This window comes from Kitasatospora viridis (genome assembly GCF_007829815.1).
Taxonomy (GTDB): Bacteria; Actinomycetota; Actinomycetes; order Streptomycetales; family Streptomycetaceae; genus Kitasatospora; species Kitasatospora viridis.
Window position 1 is genome coordinate 5,639,783 of record NZ_VIWT01000001.1, and the last position, 15,801, is coordinate 5,655,583.

General features: G+C 74.8%; 14 protein-coding genes and 1 pseudogene. 8 read left to right on the plus strand and 7 right to left on the minus strand.

Translation table 11 applies throughout. From position 1 onward, the window contains the following. Window positions 1-6: 6 nt before the first annotated feature. A pseudogene (locus FHX73_RS46430) lies at window positions 7-1,125 on the plus strand (MFS transporter); the annotation flags it as partial. A 47-nt stretch (window positions 1,126-1,172) separates the two neighbouring features. Here FHX73_RS46430 and FHX73_RS25310 read toward each other — a convergent pair. Further along, window positions 1,173-2,447, minus strand: a complete 1,275-nt coding sequence (locus FHX73_RS25310; protein WP_145907262.1) for an MFS transporter — start codon at window positions 2,445-2,447, stop codon at window positions 1,173-1,175. Between the two features lie 163 nt (window positions 2,448-2,610). Between FHX73_RS25310 and FHX73_RS25315 the strand changes: the two genes are divergently transcribed. Continuing rightward, complete coding sequence (locus FHX73_RS25315; RefSeq protein WP_145907264.1) at window positions 2,611-3,714, plus strand: hypothetical protein; 1,104 nt, start codon at window positions 2,611-2,613, stop codon at window positions 3,712-3,714. Here the strand turns inward: FHX73_RS25315 and FHX73_RS25320 are convergent. The 4 genes from FHX73_RS25320 to FHX73_RS25335 all read right to left on the minus strand — a co-directional run bounded on the left by FHX73_RS25320 (window position 3,686) and on the right by FHX73_RS25335 (window position 7,357). Then, a complete protein-coding gene (locus tag FHX73_RS25320; protein WP_246213704.1) occupies window positions 3,686-4,372 on the minus strand; it encodes a dienelactone hydrolase family protein in 687 nt (228 codons plus the stop codon). The genes FHX73_RS25315 and FHX73_RS25320 overlap by 29 nt on opposite strands. 139 nt (window positions 4,373-4,511) lie before the next feature. After that, complete coding sequence (locus FHX73_RS25325) at window positions 4,512-5,966, minus strand: sugar porter family MFS transporter (RefSeq protein WP_145907267.1); 1,455 nt, start codon at window positions 5,964-5,966, stop codon at window positions 4,512-4,514. A 60-nt stretch (window positions 5,967-6,026) separates the two neighbouring features. Beyond that, the gene (locus FHX73_RS25330; RefSeq protein ID WP_145907269.1) at window positions 6,027-6,662 is read right to left on the minus strand and encodes an FMN-binding negative transcriptional regulator; all 636 of its coding nucleotides are present in this window, start codon (window positions 6,660-6,662) and stop codon (window positions 6,027-6,029) included. Then, window positions 6,656-7,357, minus strand: coding sequence for a pyridoxamine 5'-phosphate oxidase family protein (locus tag FHX73_RS25335; RefSeq protein ID WP_145907271.1), 702 nt, complete (start codon window positions 7,355-7,357; stop codon window positions 6,656-6,658). The genes FHX73_RS25330 and FHX73_RS25335 overlap by 7 nt, the downstream gene beginning before the upstream one ends. Window positions 7,358-7,392: 35 nt before the next feature. Here FHX73_RS25335 and FHX73_RS25340 point away from each other — a divergent pair, with 35 nt between their 5' ends. Then, complete coding sequence (locus FHX73_RS25340; RefSeq protein WP_145907273.1) at window positions 7,393-8,745, plus strand: aminotransferase class I/II-fold pyridoxal phosphate-dependent enzyme; 1,353 nt, start codon at window positions 7,393-7,395, stop codon at window positions 8,743-8,745. Between the two features lie 46 nt (window positions 8,746-8,791). Here FHX73_RS25340 and FHX73_RS25345 read toward each other — a convergent pair whose 3' ends face one another. Further along, on the minus strand, window positions 8,792-10,150 hold the full coding sequence (locus FHX73_RS25345) for an NAD(P)/FAD-dependent oxidoreductase (protein WP_145907275.1): 1,359 nt from the start codon (window positions 10,148-10,150) through the stop codon (window positions 8,792-8,794). A gap of 135 nt (window positions 10,151-10,285) precedes the next feature. On the opposite strand from FHX73_RS25345, the gene FHX73_RS25350 reads away from it, so the two are divergent. The 5 genes from FHX73_RS25350 (at window position 10,286) to purB (ending at window position 14,256) form a co-directional block, all read left to right on the plus strand. After that, window positions 10,286-11,050, plus strand: a complete 765-nt coding sequence (locus tag FHX73_RS25350) for a HipA family kinase (protein WP_145907277.1) — start codon at window positions 10,286-10,288, stop codon at window positions 11,048-11,050. Beyond that, window positions 11,047-11,430: a DUF3037 domain-containing protein gene (locus tag FHX73_RS25355; RefSeq protein WP_145907279.1), complete on the plus strand. Its 384-nt coding sequence runs from the start codon at window positions 11,047-11,049 to the stop codon at window positions 11,428-11,430. Before FHX73_RS25350 ends, FHX73_RS25355 begins: the two co-directional genes overlap by 4 nt. 64 nt (window positions 11,431-11,494) lie before the next feature. Then, complete coding sequence (locus FHX73_RS25360; protein WP_246213706.1) at window positions 11,495-11,935, plus strand: MarR family winged helix-turn-helix transcriptional regulator; 441 nt, start codon at window positions 11,495-11,497, stop codon at window positions 11,933-11,935. Window positions 11,936-12,041: 106 nt separating this feature from the next. Continuing rightward, window positions 12,042-12,773 (plus strand): sulfite exporter TauE/SafE family protein, encoded by a 732-nt coding sequence (locus FHX73_RS25365; protein ID WP_281292699.1) that lies wholly within the window; start codon window positions 12,042-12,044, stop codon window positions 12,771-12,773. Between the two features lie 52 nt (window positions 12,774-12,825). Further along, window positions 12,826-14,256: an adenylosuccinate lyase gene (purB, locus tag FHX73_RS25370; RefSeq protein ID WP_145907281.1), complete on the plus strand. Its 1,431-nt coding sequence runs from the start codon at window positions 12,826-12,828 to the stop codon at window positions 14,254-14,256. 7 nt (window positions 14,257-14,263) lie between these two features. Here purB and FHX73_RS25375 read toward each other — a convergent pair whose 3' ends face one another. Then, window positions 14,264-15,745, minus strand: coding sequence for an MFS transporter (locus FHX73_RS25375; RefSeq protein ID WP_145907283.1), 1,482 nt, complete (start codon window positions 15,743-15,745; stop codon window positions 14,264-14,266). Window positions 15,746-15,801 lie beyond the last annotated feature (56 nt).

Genomic DNA, 15,801 nt, shown 5'->3' on the forward strand with positions numbered 1-15,801 from the left:
ACCGCGGTGACCGTCTCCGGCCTGGGAGACGGGATGCGGGTGGTCGCGCTGCCGCTGCTGGCCGCGCGGATCTCCGGCGACCCGCGCGACCTCGCCCTGGTGGCCACCGCCGAGCAACTGCCCTGGCTGCTGCTCAGCCTGCCGGCCGGGGCCTTCGCCGACCGGGTGGACCGGCGCCGACTGCTCGCCACCGTCGACCTGCTGCGCACCCTGCTGGCCGGCGGCTTCGCCCTCGCCGTCGCACTGCACGCGGTGAACGTGCCGCTGCTCGCGCTGGTCGGCTTCCTGCTCGGCTGCGGCCAGACCTGCTACAGCGCCGGCTGGACCGGCGCGGTGCCGAGCGTGGTCCCGCCCGGGCAGCGGCCCCGGGCGAACGGCCGGCTGCAGGCCGCCGCGCTGATCAGCAACTCCCTGCTGGGCGCCCCGCTCGGCACCGTGCTCTTCGGCATCGCCGTGCTGGTGCCGTTCGGCGTGGACGCGCTCAGCTTCGCGGCCGCCGCGCTGCTGGTGCTGGCCCTCCCGCGCGGGCCGCGGCCGGCGGCGGGCCCGGCGCCGGCCCGGCGCGGCGGGCCGTTCGCCGGGACGGCCGAGGGCATCCGCTGGCTGTACCGCCAGCCCGTGGTGCGGGCGCTCTGCCTGGCCACGGCGGCGGGCAACCTGGTGCTCGGCGCGGTGGTGGCCCTGCTGGTGCTCTACGCCCGCGACGTGCTGCACCTGGGCGCCACCGGCTTCGGCCTGCTGGAGGTCTGCTCGGCCGTCGGCGGGGTGGCCGGCTCACTGGCGGCGGCGCGGCTCGGCGCCCGCTTCGGGGTGCACCGGGTGCTGGTGCTCGCACCGCTGGGCGCCGGGCTGTTCCTGGCCGGGGCAGCCGCCACCGGCTGGTGGCTGCCGGCCTTCTGCTGCACCGTCGGCTACGGCGCGCTCAGCTACCTCTTCGTCATCACCGCGGTCTCGCTGCGGCAGGACCTGGTGCCGGAGCACCTGCTCAGCCGGGTCGGCATGGCGTACCAGCTGGTGGCGAACGGCGCCATGGCGGTGGGGGCCGCACTCGGCGGCCAACTGGCCCACGCCTACGGGCTGCGGATGCCCTACCTGGCCGGCGCCGGGCTGGTGGCGCTGACCGGGCCGCTGCTGGCCCCGGTGCTGCGCCGCCGCCGGCCGGCCGGCGGGGGTCAGACGGTGACCGGCTCCAGCCGGTTGGACCGCTCCGCGGCGCCGGACGTGCCGCGGACCAGCGAGCGCACCTCTGGCACCGTGAGCACCAGCAGCGAGAGCGCCGTCATCACGGCGGCGCAGGCCCACAGCGCCCCGTCCAGCCCGAGCCCGTTGGCCAGCGGCGCGGCGGCCACCGTGCCGACCGGGGCCAGCGCCACCGACCCGCACCAGTCGTAGGCGGCGACCCGGGAGAACCGCGCGGCGGGGATCTCCTGCTGCAGCGCGACCATCCAGCTGACCCCGTACACCGTGCCGCCGACCCCGGAGGCGAACATCGCCGCGCCGACCAGCGGCAGCCCGGCCCCGGCGGCCAGCGCGGCGGACGGCAGGCCGAACGCCAGCACCCCGAAGGTGCCGGCGAGCAGCAGCCGGCGCGGCTGCCAACGGACCATCAGCAGCCCGCCGGCGACCAGCCCCGCGCCCATCGCCGCGTTGGCCAGCCCCCACGGGCGCGGCCCGCCGAGCCGCAGGTCGGCGACGAGCGGCCCGAGCACCGACTCGGCGGCGATCAGGCAGGCGTTCACCACGCCGTACTGCACGACCACCACCCACAGCCAGCGGCGCGAGCGGAACTCCTGCCAGCCCTCGCGCAGTTCGGCGAGCATCCCCGGCCCGGGCTCGCGCGGCGCCGGCGCGGCGGCCCGCAGGAAGATCCGCAGTCCGCCGGCGGCGGCCAGCCCGGTGGCGTCCAGCGCCAGCACCCAGCCGGGTCCGACGGCGGCCACCAGCGCCCCGCCGAGCGCCGCGCCGACGATCTGCGAGGAGTTGAGCGCGGTGCGGAACAGCGCGAAGGCCCGGGAGGCGTGCCGCTGCTCCACCGAGTCCATCACCATGCCCTCGGAGGCGGGCGCGAAGAACGCCAGCCCGATCCCGTTGGCGACCGAGAGCAGCACGACCTCCCAGAGCCGGGCCTGCCCGGTCAGCACGAGCACGGCGAGCAGGGCCTGGGAGAGCGCGTTGCCGAGGTTGGCGGCGACCATCACCCGGTGCCGGGGCAGCCGGTCCGCCAGTGCGCCGCCGATCAGCAGGAAGAGCACGGTGGCCGCCAGCCGGGCCCCGGTGGCCAGGCCGATCCCGGTGGCCCCGCCGCCCATGCGCAGCACGGCGAAGGCGGTGGCGATGGGCGCGCCGGCGTTGCCGAGGCCGCTGACCACGGTGGCGGCGGTGTGGATCAGGTACCCGCGCCCGGCCCACTCGTGGTGGGGGGCGCGGCGGTGGATCAGTTTCGGCATTCGCCCGACTATGACGCTGGCATGGACGGTGGTCCACGCTGTGGACAGGGATGAACAGCTGTTGACAGGTTGATGGAGGTACCCGGCATCACCTGATCGGAAACGGCCATTTGCTGATCGATAATCGGTTGATCTGGTGTCAGATCGACGCAACGATGTCGGGATGGAGCAGACCCTGCGTGAGGCCGCCGACCTGCTCGGCGAGCCGCTGACCGATCCCCGCGACCTCGGCGGCAGCACCCGCAGCACGGTGCTCCGGGCCCGCACCGCGAGCGGCCGCGACGTGGTGGTCAAGGCCTTCGCGCAGGCGCCCGAGGCGGGCCGCTCGTTCACCGGCGAGGCGGCCGGCCTGGCGCTCGGAGTGGGCGGCGCCGACCTGCTGGCCGCCGACCCGGCCCGCCGCCTGCTGGTCCAGACCGACCTCGGCGACCTGCCCACCCTGGCCGACCTGCTGCTCGGCGAGGACCCGGAGGCCGCGACGGCCGCGCTGCTCGCCTGGGCGGCCGGCCTCGGCGACCTCGCGGTCGCCGCCGCGCCCCGCCGGGCCGAGTTCGACGCGCTCTGGGCCCGCTACGACCAGGGGCTGCCGTCCTGGGACCGGGAACCCTGGCACGCCGAGAACGCCACCGGGCTGCTCACCGCGCTGGCCGGGGCCGGCGTCGCGCCGGCCCCGGGCCTGGCCGCCGAACTGGCGGGCGTGGCCGAGCTGCTGACCGACCGCTACCCGGCCTTCACCCCCGGCGACACCTGCGCCGACAACAACCTGATCACCCCGGACGGCCTGCGGCTGATCGACTTCGAGGCCGCCTGCTACCTCTCGGTCTTCCTCACCGCCGCCTACTGCCGGATGCCGTTCTCCAGCTGCTGGTGCGTCTTCACCCTGCCGCCCGAGCTGGCCGCGCAGGTGGAGCGGACCTACCGCGAGCGGGTCGTCCGGATCCACCCGGAGCTGGCCGACGACGAGGTCTGGACCGCCGGGCTGGCCGCCGCCGTCGCGCTCTGGACGGTCGACCTCACGGCCCGTCAGCTGCCCCGGGTGCTCACCGGGGACGCGCCGGTGCACCCGCGCCGCCGCCCGGTGCCGACCCGCCGTCAGCTGCTGCGCCACCGCTGGGCGCGGGCGGCCGAGCTGCCCGGGCTGCCGGCGCTGACCGCGACCATGCGCGAGCTGCTCGCCCTCTCCGACGACTGGCAGGTGCCCGACCTGCCGCACTACCCGGCCTTCCGGTCGGTCGGGCTCAGCTCAGGTGACCGCGCAGGAAGCTGAGGGTGCGCCGCCAGGCGACCCGGGCCTGCAGCGGGTCGTAGCCGCCCTGCGGGTCCTCCTCGTTCATGAAGGCGTGCCCGGCCGGGTAGAAGTGGATCTCCGGGCGGCGGTCGGTGGCCTCGCCGATCAGCATCGCGGCCTCGTCCACCAGCGCCTCCGGGATGCCGGCGTCGCGCTCGCCGAAGTGGCCCAGCACGTGCGCGGTCAGGCCCAGGTAGGAGAAGTCCGGTTCGCGCGGCAGCCCGTAGAACGGCACAACCGCGGCCACCCGGTCGCCCTCCTGCACGGCCAGGCGCAGCGCGAGGTCGCCGCCCGCGCAGAAGCCGACCACCGCGACCGCGTCGCCGATGATCGCCGGGTGCTTGAGCAGGAGGTCCACCGCGCCGGCGAGGTCGCGCACCGCGTCCTGGACCGGCAGCGCGGCCGGCCGCTCGGCGGCCGCCGCCGGGTCGTGCGTGGTCTCCCGGCCGAACGGGTCGGGGGCCAGCACCAGGAAGCCCTCGGCGGCGAACCGGTCGGCCGTGGTGGTGATGTGCTCGGTCAGGCCCCACCGCTCCTGGACCAGCAGCAGCCCGGGGCCGGTCCCCTGCGGGGGCAGCGCCAGGTACCCGTGCGCCAGCCCCCCGTTGCTGGAGAAGGTGACGTTCTGCGCTCCCACGTGTCCACGCTCCATCTGCCGCGCCGGACGGGGCCCCGGTGGCCCGCGGGGACGATGGTAAGTGCGGGGCGGGCGGGCCGTCCGGCAGTTTCCCGGCCCGTCATCCACGTGTCGCGCCGGTGGCCGGCCCGATCGCGGCTCAGCCCATCTCCTCCAGCGCCTTGCCCCGGGTCTCCTTGATGCAGAACGCGACGAACGGCACCGAGAGCAGCGCGAAGCAGGCGTAGATCACGTAGGTGGCCGAGAGGTTCCAGTCCGACAGGCTCGGGAAGGACACGGTGATCGCCCAGTTGGCCAGCCACTGCGCGGAGGCGGCCACCGAGAGGGCCAGCGCGCGGATCTTGTTGGGGAACATCTCGCCGAGCAGCACCCAGACCACCACGCCCCAGGAGAAGGCGAAGCAGAGCACGAAGACGTGCGCCGCGACCAGCGCCACGGTGCCCTGCAGGCTGGGCAGGGTGGCACTGTCCCCGTGGCCGGTCCGGTAGGAGAACGCCCAGGCGGCCATGCCGAGCGCGACCGCCATGCCGATCGAGCCGGCCAGCGCCAGCGGCTTGCGGCCGATCCGGTCCACCAGGGCCATCGCGATCACCGTGCCGATCACGTTGACGATCGAGGTGGAGAGGCTGATCAGCAGCGAGTTGCTCTCGTTGATGCCGACCGACTGCCAGAGCACCGAGGAGTAGTAGAAGATCACGTTGATGCCGACGAACTGCTGGAAGACCGAGGCGCCGATGCCCACCCAGACGATCGGCAGCAGGCCGAACCGACCGCCCGTCAGATCGGGCAGCCTCGGCTTGTGGGTGGACCGCAGCACCGCCCGGATCTCGGCCACCCGGGCGTCCAGGTCCACCCCGGTGCCCTCCACCTCGCTGAGCACCTGACGGGCCTTCTGCTCCTTGCCGGCCGCGATCAGGTAGCGCGGCGACTCCGGGATGGACAGCGCCATCAGCCCGTAGACCAGGGCCGGGATGGTCTCCACGCCGAGCATCCACTGCCAGGCCTGCACCGGCCCGAGGTGGTGGGTGGACTCGCCGCCGGCCGCGCTGTTCAGCGCGTAGTTGGCCAGCTGGGAGATGGTGATGCCGAGCACGATCGCCATCTGCTGGAAGGAGGCCAGCCGGCCCCGGTAGGCGGTGGGCGCCACCTCGGCGATGTAGGTGGGCGCGATCACCGAGGCGAGGCCGATCGCGATGCCGCCCAGCACCCGCCACATGCCCAGCAGCTGCACGCTCGGCGGGAACATCGAGCCGACCCCGCTGATCGCGAAGAGCACGGCGGCCAGCAGCATGGTGCGCACCCGGCCCAGCCGGTCGGCCAGCCAGCCGGCCGCCACCGCACCGGCGGCCGAGCCGAGCAGCGCGATCGCCACCACGAAGGCCGTCTCGCCGCTGCCGACGTGGAAGTGCTTCTGGATGCCGGTGACAGCGCCGTTGATCACGGCGCTGTCGTAGCCGAACAGGAAGCCGCCCATCGCGGCCGCGGCCGAGATGAAGACGACGTGGCCGAGGTGCGCGTTGTCGGCCTGTTGCGCGGATGGCGCGGTCCTGGACACGGCTGACCTCCCGGGAGCGGACGGACGGAACCCGACCATGAGACCAGCCGCCTACCCGGAATTCCCGGATTGACCTTCTTTCAGGCTATTCCGGCGCAGTCAGCCCCGGGCGGGTTCCGTCACCGGGCACCCGCCGCGCCGCCCGAGCCGGCGCAGCAACTGCTCGCGGGCCGCCGCGTCGCCGGGCGCGCCGCGCTCGGCCAGCCGGTCGCCCGCGGCCGCCTGCTGCTCCACCGGCAGCTTGTCGTCGTACTTGAACTTGGCCCGGACCTGGCGCACCGTCAGCCGCAGCCCGCGGATCCCGCTCAGCATCGGGCCGTAGGGCTTCTCGCCCGGCACCACCCGCACGTCCGGGGTCTCCGGTTGGAAGTGGTCCAGCTGACGGTTCAACACCTCGGCCTTCTCCGCGGGGCCGTCCAGGATCTCGGCGGTGCAGTCGAACTGCACCGAGGCGTAGTAGCTGGTCGGCGTCGCCGAGGCGCGCCAGGTGCCGGGGGCGAAGGCGTAGTCGTCCGTCACCGCCAGGGTGACCCGGGGGTCGGCCCGGACGGCGGTGAACAGCGGGTTGGGCGCGGCCAGGTGGAGCAGGATCTCGGCGCCGTCCAGCAGGAAGTGGGTCGGCACCAGCACCGGCCCGCCGTCCGGGTTGTTGGCGGACAGCAGGCCGAAGTCCCGCCCGGCCAGCCAGTCCCGCCACTCCTGCTCGTCGCCCCGGTCCCAGCTGCGGATCAGCACGGCGCACCGCCGGGCTGGAAGTCCGCCAGGTACCCGGGCAGCTCGCGCTCGGTGCCGGGGTGGGGGACGGGCGCGCCGTAGACGGTGCGGACCGGGACCACGCCGGACCAGTACGGCAGGGCGAGGTCCTCCTCGTCGTCGTCCGCGCCGTCGGCCCGGGTCTTGGCCGAGACCTCGTCGAGCACCAGCCGCAGCACCGCCGTCTTGGCCAGCTCCTTGGGGTTGGGCCGGCGCACGTCGCCCGAGCGCCCGGGCACCGCGTGGTCCACCAGCGCGTCCAGCGCGACGGCCAGCTCGGCCGGGTCGGTGACCTGCTCGGCCACCCCGTGGGCCACCACGGAGCGGAAGTTGACGGAGTGGTTGAAGGCGGACTTGGTCAGCACCAGAGCGTCGACGTGGGTGACGGTCACGCAGACCGGCAGGCCCTGGGGGGCGCCGGCGGCGCGCATCGGACGGCTGCCGGTGGAGCCGTGCACGTAGAGCCGGTCGTCGACCCGGGCGAAGATCGTCGGCAGCACCACCGGCGCGCCGTCCGCGACGAAGCCCAGGTGGCAGACCCAGGCGCTGTCCAGGACGGCGTGGATCTCGGCCTTCTCCCAGGTCGCCCGGTCCCGGTAGCGGGTCGGCGTGGTGCGGTCGGTGCGGGCGTAGTGCGTCGCGTCGTCCTGGGTCGCGCCGTCCTGCGGGTCCGACATGACAGCCCCCTCTGTACTAGTGCATACTTGGCTTTGTGCTAGGAGACTATCGGATCCAGGGCCGGCGTGCCACGGAGATCGCCGCCGACGTCGAACGCGCGGTCGCCGAGGGCGCCCTCCAGCCGGGCCAGGCGCTGCCACCGCTGCGCGACCTGGCCGGCGAACTCGGCGTCAACCCCAACACCGTCGCCGCCGCCTACCGGCTGCTGCGCGACCGGGGCGTGATCGAGACGGCCGGCCGCAAGGGCAGCCGGATCCGGCCCCGCCCGGTCACCACCCACCGCGACCAGACCCCGCCGCCCGTCCCGCCCGGCGTGCGCGACCTCGGCGCCGGCAACCCCGACCCCGCCCTGCTGCCCCCGCTCGGCCCCGCGCTCGCCGCGGCGGCCGCCGCCGCGGACCGGTCACCGGTGCTCTACGGCCACCCCGCCGCCGACCCCGAACTGATCGAACTGGCCGTCGCCGGCTTCCACGCCGACGGCGTGCCGGACGGCGGCTTCGCGGTCACCGGCGGCGCGCTGGACGCCATCGACCGCACCTTCTCCGTCACGCTGCGCCCGGGCGACGCGGTGGCCGTCGAGGACCCGGGCTGGGCCAGCGTGCTCGACCTGCTCGCCGCGCACGGCCTGCGCCCGCTCCCGGTCGCCCTGGACGACCAGGGCATGCGCCCCGAATCGCTGGCCGCCGCGCTGGCCGAGGGCGCCCGCGCGGTGGTCGTCACCAGCCGGGCGCAGAACCCCAGCGGGGCCGCGGTCACCGGCCCCCGGGCCGCCGAACTGCGCACCGTGCTCGCCCGGCACCCCGAGGTGCTGCTGCTGGAGGACGACCACGGCCACGGCATCACCGAGCAGCCCTTCCACACCATCGGCTGCGGCCCGGACGGCCGGCCCGTCACCGCGCGCTGGCTGGTGGTCCGCTCGGTCGCCAAGAACTTCGGGCCCGACCTGCGGGTCGGCGTCGCGACCGGCGACCGGCAGACCGTGGACCGGCTGCTCGGCCGCCAGCGGCTCGACGCCGGCTGGGTCAGCCACCTGCTCCAGCGCGCCGTCGTCGAGCTCTGGCGCGACGTCGGCGCCTCGCCCCCCGGCGTGGCCGCCGCCTACCGCGAGCGGCGGGACGCGCTGCTCGACGCGCTCGCCGGGCACGGGCTGCGCGGCCACGGGGTCAGCGGGCTGAACGTCTGGGTGCCGGTGCCGGAGGAGACCGCGGCGGTGGTCGGACTGCTCCAGCGCGGCTGGTCGGTGACGCCCGGCGCGCGGTTCCGGCTCCAGTCGCCGCCCGGCATCCGGATCACCGTCTCCCGGCTGGACCCGGCCGAGGCCCCCCGGCTGGCCGCCGACCTGGCGCAGGCCCTGGGCACGGTGGGCGGCGCGTCGCGGGCGGTGTGAGCGCCGGAAAGCGTGGGAGCCGCTCCGATCGGAGCGGCTCCCGGTCTCAGTGCTCGGCCCGTAGGGCCTCGGCGTGCTCGCGCACCTGATCCTTCGACAGGTAGACGCCGGTGTACTCGAAGTCCCGCAGCCGGGCCGGCTGGCGGGCCAGGAAGTTGATCCGCACGAAGTCGTCGCCGGCGGTCGCGTTGATCAGCCAGTTGCAACCGACCCGGAACTTCGCCACGTTGGTCCGCATCGCCATCAAGTGGTAGCCGCGCGCCACCAGTTGGGCCGGCACCCCGGACATCTCCACACCCACCGGCTTGGAGACGGCGTCCTTGCCGCCCAGGTCCACCACCAGGCCCAGGTCCTTGTGGTAGTAGGGCTCCAGCGGCTGGTTGCGCAGCGCGGCCACCAGGTTGTCGGCCACCCGGCGGCCCTGGCGGGCCGAGTGCTGCGCGGTGGGCGGGCAGACCGCGCCGTCGCCCTTGGCCAGGTCCGGCACGGCCGCCGCGTCGCCCAGCGCGAAGACGCCCTCGAACTGCGGCACCCGCATCTCGGCGGTCACCGCGATCCGGCCGCGCACCGTCTCCGCGTCCAGGGTGCCGATCAGCGGGCTGGCCGCGACGCCGGCGGTCCAGATCAGCGTGCGCGACGGGATCACCCGGCCGTCCGTGAAGGTCACCGAGGTGTCGTCCACCTTGGCCACCGAGACGCCCAGCGAGACCTCGATGCCCCGGTCGCGCAGCACCCGCAGGGCGCGCGACCCCAGGTGGTCGCCCAGCTCGGGCATCAGCTTCGGGGCGATGTCGATCAGGTGCCACTTGATCAGCCGCGGGTCCAGCCGCGGGTAGCGGTCCAGCGCGGCGGTGGTCAGCCGCTGCAGGCAGGCCGCCGTCTCGGTGCCCGCGTAGCCGCCGCCGACCACCACGAAGCCCAGCCGGGACTCCCGCTCGGCCTGGTCGTCGGTGTCCGCCGCCAGGTCGAGCTGGGCGATCACGTGGTCGCGCACGTAGGCCGCCTCGGCCAGCGTCTTCATGCCGCGCGCGTGGTCGGTCAGCCCCGGGATGTCGAAGGTGCGGGTCACGCTGCCGGGCGCCAGCACCAGGTAGTCGTACGGCTCCACGACCTCCTGGTCGGTGATCTTGCGGACGATGCAGACCTTGGACCGCGGGTCCACCCCGATCGCGCCGCCCGGCACGATCCGGGTGCGGCGCAGCGAGCGGCGCAGCGACACCGCCACCGACTGCGGGGTCAGCACCCCGGCCGCGACGTGCGGCAGCAGCGGCAGGTAGAGCTGGTAACTGAACGGCGCGACCAGGGTGATCTGCGCCTCCGAGGGAGCGAGCTTGCGCTCCAGCCGGCGGGCGCACTCCAGACCGGCGAAACCGCCGCCGACCACCAGGATCCGAGGACGTTCCATGGCACTTCCTTCGCCGCTGGCTTGCTGTTGCGGGACGCACCGGCGCGGGGATTGACGGGGCGCCAGTTCCCGGCCACCATCGCACGGGCCCTGGGGCGGCGCCACCGCTGGCGGGCGGATGGATAGGGTTGGCCCGTGCTTCGTGAAGTGACGGCGGTCCGCTACGCGGCGCCACTGCGAGAAGGCGGCTCGATGCCGGGCCTGGTGGCGGGCGACGACCACCGCTTGTACGCGCTCAAGTGGAGCGGGGCGGCGCAGGGGCGCAAGGCGCTGGTCGCCGAGGTGCTGGCCGGGGAGCTCGGGCGCGGGCTCGGCCTGCCGGTGCCCGAACTGGTGCGGATCGAGCTGGACCCGGTGCTCGCCCGCAGCGAGCCGGAGCAGCAGATCCAGGAGCAGATGCGGGCCAGCGGCGGGGTCAACATCGGCCTGGCCTTCGTCAGCGGCGCGCTCAACTTCGACCCGCTCTGCTTCGAGGTGCCGGCCGGGCTCGCCGCCCGGGTGCTCTGGTTCGACGCGCTGATCAACAACGTGGACCGCTCCTGGCGCAACCCCAACCTGCTGGTGGCCGACGGCGAGTTGGTGCTGATCGACCACGGGGCGAGCCTGGTCTTCCACCACAACTGGCCCGGCGCCGCCGCCTGGGCCCGGCGCGCCTACGACGCGGACGACCACGCGCTGCGGCGGTTCGCCGGCGGGCTCGCCGAGGCCGACGCGGAGCTCGCGGCGCGCTGCACGCCGCGGCTGCTGGCCGCCGCGGCCGCCGCCGTGCCGGACGAGTTCCTGGTGGACGAGCCGGGGTTCGACGGGCCGGACGAGGTGCGGGCGGCCTACGCGGCGCAGCTGGGGGAGCGGCTGGCCGGGCCGCGGGACTGGCTGCCGGAGCTGGAGGCGGGGCGATGAGCGAGCTGCGCGAGTACGAGTACGCGCTGATCCGGGCGGTGCCGCGGGTCGAGCGGGGGGAGTGCGTCAACCTGGGCGTGCTGCTGTACTGCCGCTGGCAGGAGCAGCTGCTGGCCCGCACCCTGCTGCCGGAGGCCAAGCTGCTGGCGCTCGACCCGGCCGTCGACCTGGTCGGCGTCGCCCGGGCGCTGCGCGGCATCGAGGCGGTCGCCGCCGGCGGCCCCGCGGCCGGTCCGGCCGCCGGGGACAGCCCCGGGCAGCGCTTCCGCTGGCTCACCGCCCCGCGCAGCGCCGTCATCCAGCCCGGCCCGGTGCACACCGGCCTGACCGCCGACCCCGGGGCCGATCTGACCCGGCTCTTCGACCAGCTGGTTGCCTAACCACACAGTTCGTTCTGGTGGTGAAAGCTGGAGTTAATAAAGCTTTTATGCCTACTGTGATGTCATGGCTGCCATGAATACCGCCGCGCCCCGCATCTCCACCGCCGAACTGATGGAGGCGGTGTCCGGCGTGAGCGCCGCGTTCTGGATCGACTTCGCGGCGGCCGCCGGGCGGCACGGGCTGAGCTCGACCCAGGCCAAGGCGCTCGGGGTGGTCACCGAGCCGGTGCCGATGCGGGCGCTGGCCGAGCAGCTCGGGTGCGACGCCTCGAACGTGACCGGGATCGTGGACCGGCTGGAGGGCATGGGGCTGGCCAGTCGCGCGGCGGCGGCCACCGACCGGCGGGTCAAGATCGTCACCATCACCCCGGCCGGCGCCGAGGTGCTGCAGCGGATCCGCGCCGACATGACCCGCGCGCACCGGGCCCTGGAGTCGCTGGACGACGCGCAGCGCGCCGACCTGCTGGCGATGTGCGCCCAGCTGCTGCCGCTGCTGCAGAGCTGACGGCGCCGGCGGCCGTCCCGCTGGGTGAAATACCTCGGCCACCGAGCCGTTCCACCGGTAGCGTGCCGTCCCGCAAGCGGGTGGACGCGGGGCGAGGAGCGGTGCGGTGGTCTCAGGCTTGGCGGGCGATCTGACCCTGGGCGCGGTGGTGCTGGCCGGCGCCTCGGTGCAGCGGATGGCGGGGATCGGCTTCGCCCTGGTCACCGCCCCCGTGCTGGCCCTGCTGCTCGGCCCGGAACAGGGCGTGGTGCTGTCCAACTGCGCGGCCGGCGCGATCAGCGCGATCGGTCTGGCCAGCACCTGGCGGCAGGTGCGTCCGGGCGCGATGCTCCCGCTGATCGCGGCGGCCGCCTGCACCGTGCCGCTCGGCGCCTGGGTGGCGGCCCGGCTGCCCGAGGCGCAGCTGTTCGCGGTGATGGGCGCGCTGGTCACGGTCGCCGTGCTGCTGGTGCTGCGCGGCGCCCGGGTGGCCGCGCTGCGCGGGCGGGGCGGCGCGGTGGCGGCGGGCGCGGCCAGCGGCTTCATGAACTCGGCGGCCGGCGTCGGCGGCCCGGCGCTGTCCCTGTACGCCGTCAACGCGGGCTGGACGGTGCGCGAGTTCGTCCCGAACGCGCAGTTCTACGGCCTGACCGTGAACCTCTTCTCGCTGCTCGCCAAGGGCGTCCCGCGGCTGGCCGGCCCCGCCTGGCTCGCGGTGGCCGTCGCGCTGGCGCTCGGCGCGGTGATCGGCCACTGGGCGGCCGACCGGGTGCCCGAGCGCGGTGCCCGCACGGTCGTGCTGCTGCTCGCCCTCGGCGGCGGGGTGACCACACTGCTCAAGGGCATGAGCATGCTGTGACCGGCGGCCCGCCATCCGGGCGCGCTGACCTCGGCTGTTAGGCTTGCGAAGCGTGAGCGCGAAGCCCCAGATCCCCAATGTCCTGGCCGCCCGGTACGCCTCGGCGACCCTCGCCCAGCTGTGGTCCCCCGAGCACAAGGTGGTCCTCGAACGCCATCTGTGGCTCGCCGTCCTGAAGGCCCAGCAGGACCTCGGCATCGACGTCCCCGCGACCGCGGTGGCCGACTACGAGCGGGTCGTCGACCAGGTCGACCTGGCCTCGATCGCCGCCCGTGAGCGGGTCACCCGGCACGACGTGAAGGCCCGGATCGAGGAGTTCAGCGAGCTCGCCGGCCACGAGCAGATCCACAAGGGGATGACCTCCCGGGACCTGACCGAGAACGTCGAGCAGCTGCAGGTCCGCCAGTCGCTGGAGCACGTGCGCGACCGCACGGTGGCCGTGCTGGTCCGCCTCGGCCGGCTCTCCGCCGAGCACGCCGAGCTGGTGATGGCCGGCCGCTCGCACAACGTCGCCGCCCAGGCCACCACCCTCGGCAAGCGGTTCGCCTCGATCGCCGACGAGCTGCTGGTCGCCTTCACGCGGCTGGAGGAGCTGATCGCCCGTTACCCGCTGCGCGGGATCAAGGGCCCGGTCGGCACCGCCCAGGACATGCTCGACCTGCTGGGCGGCGACGCCGCGAAGCTGTCCGAGCTGGAGCGTCGGGTGGCGGGCCACCTGGGCTTCGAGAACGTCTTCACCAGCGTCGGCCAGGTCTACCCGCGCTCGCTGGACTTCGAGGTGCTGACCGCCCTGGTCCAGCTGGCCGCCGCGCCGTCCAGCCTGGCCAAGACGATCCGCCTGATGGCCGGCCACGAGCTGGTGACCGAGGGCTTCAAGGAGGGCCAGGTCGGCTCCTCGGCGATGCCGCACAAGATGAACACCCGCTCCTGCGAGCGGGTCAACGGCCTCGCGGTGATCCTGCGCGGCTACGCCTCGATGACCGGCGAGCTGGCCGGCGACCAGTGGAACGAGGGCGACGTCTCCTGCTCGGTGGTCCGCCGGGTCGCGCTGCCGGACGCCTTCTTCGCCTTCGACGGCCTGCTGGAGACCTTCCTGACGGTGCTCGACGAGTTCGGCGCCTTCCCGGCCGTGATCGAGGCCGAGCTGGACCGCTACCTGCCGTTCCTGGCCACCACCAAGGTGCTGATGGGCGCGGTGCGGGCCGGGGTCGGCCGCGAGGCCGGCCACGAGGTGATCAAGGAGCACGCGGTCGCCTCGGCGCTGGCCATGCGGGCCGGCGTCCGGGAGAACGAGCTGCTGGACCGCCTCGCCGCCGACGAGCGGATCCCGCTGGACCGGGCCGCGCTGGACGCCCTGCTGGCCGACCGGCTCTCCTTCACCGGCGCGGCCGGGGCCCAGGTGGCCGAGCTGGTCGAGCGGATCGGCGAGGTCGCCGCGCGCTACCCGGAGGCCGCCAAGTACGCGCCGGGCGACATCCTCTGACGGACCGTCAGTTCGCGGTGGACCCGGGGCACTCGTGCCCCGGGTCCACCGGCGGTGCCGTGGTCTGGCAGTACCAGGTGGCATCCGGCTCCGGCGCCGCCTCGGGGGCCTTGCCCGGCACCGTGGCCAGCGCCAGCAGCCCGGCCCCGGCCAGCACCCCGGCGCAGATCCACACCGCCGTCCGGAACGCCGAGTCCACCGCCGACGGCACCCGGTACTGGTCCCCGCTGAGCCCGGTGAGCAGCGGCAGCGCGGCCACCGCGATCAGGCCCGCGGCCCGGGCCGCCGCGTTGTTCACCCCGCTGGCGATGCCGGCCCGGCGCACCTCCACCGCCGCCAGCACCGTCGCGGTCAGCGGCGCCACCAGCAGGGTCAGCCCGACTCCGAAGAGCACGGCGGCCGGCAGCACGTCGGCCCAGTAGGAGGCGTGCGATCCGATCCGCAGCATCAGCAGCACACCGGCGGCGGCGATCAGCGGGCCGAGGGTGAGCGGCAGCCGCGGACCGAGCCGGGTGGCCAGCCGACCCGCGCCGGCCGAGAAGAGCAGCATCAGCAGGGTCACCGGCGCGAACGCCACTCCGGCGACCAGCGGGGAGAAGCCCGCCACCGTCTGCAGTTGGACCTGCAGGTAGAAGAAGATGCCGCCGAGCGCCCCGTAGATGCCGAGGGTGACCAGGTTGACCACGGTGAACAGCCGCGAGGAGAAGAGCCCCAGCGGCAGCATCGGCTCGGCGGCGCGCCGCTCCACCACCACGAAGGCCACCGCGAGGAGCACCCCGGCCAGGGCCGAGACGGCCACCGCGGCGGAGAAGCCCTCGGCCGCATCGGTCAGCGCGTAGGTCACACCGCCCAGCGCGAGCGCGGCCAGCACCGCGCCGGGCACGTCGAACCGCCCGGTGGCCTCGTCGTCCCGGCTCTCCGGCACGTGGCGCACCGTCAGCAGGACGACCACCACGGCCAGCGGCAGGTTCAGCACGAAGATCCACCGCCAGCCGGGCCCGCTGACCAGCCAACCGCCCAGCAGCGGCCCGACGGCGGTGGCCACCCCGCCCAGGCCCGACCAGGCGCCGACGGCGGCCGAGCGGTCGTCCGGGTGGAAGGTGGCCTGGAGCAGTGCCAGCGACCCGGGGGTGAGCAGCGCCCCGCCGATGCCCTGCAGCGCCCGGGCGGCGATCAGCACGCCGACGGTCGGGGCGATCGCGCACAGCCCGGAGGCGGCCGCGAACCAGACCACGCCGATCAGGAAGACCCGCCGCCGCCCGTACCGGTCGCCCAGCGAGCCGCCGAGCAGGATCAGGCCGGCCAGGGTGAGCAGGTAGGCGTTGACCGTCCACTGCAGCGAGGCCAGCGAGGCGCCCAGTTCGGCGCCGATGTGGGGCAGCGCCACGTTCACCACGGTGCCGTCCAGCATCGCCATCCCGGACCCGAGGGCGGCGGCCAGCACCACCCACCGGCCCTGTGCGCTGTGCAGCCTGATCCCGTTCTCCATGCCTGCATCCTGCGCGATGCGGGCCGGTCACGGGAGTCCCCCGCGCCGCACGCGTG